This is a genomic window from Vibrio sp. 10N.222.46.A1 (genome assembly GCF_041473595.1).
Classification (GTDB): Bacteria; Pseudomonadota; Gammaproteobacteria; order Enterobacterales; family Vibrionaceae; genus Vibrio; species Vibrio tasmaniensis_A.
Genome location: NZ_JBFRSN010000952.1, coordinates 1 through 202, shown reverse-complemented (window position 1 = coordinate 202; position 202 = coordinate 1). Strand labels below are relative to the sequence as shown.

Annotated in this window: 1 pseudogene; it reads right to left on the bottom strand. The window is 36.6% G+C overall.

Annotated elements, in window-relative coordinates:
* Positions 1-50 precede the first annotated feature (50 nt).
* A pseudogene (locus tag AB4496_RS22470) lies at positions 51-202 on the bottom strand (antibiotic acetyltransferase); the annotation flags it as partial.

The window sequence follows — 202 nt, the reverse complement described above, 5'->3', positions numbered from 1 at the left end:
GTATAAACCTACACGTAGGCATATAGACTCGATTGATTAGTTAGAAGTTTCTAACTAATCAATAACTTAAAATCTTTGATGTTAATAAAGGCACCTTGATGCTCTTTGATTTTTTCAAGTGGCCATTCCCACCACTGTTCCATTAAAAGAGCTTCCCTTTCCTCTTCAGTAAAGCGCTTCTTAATCTCTTTCGCTGGAACAC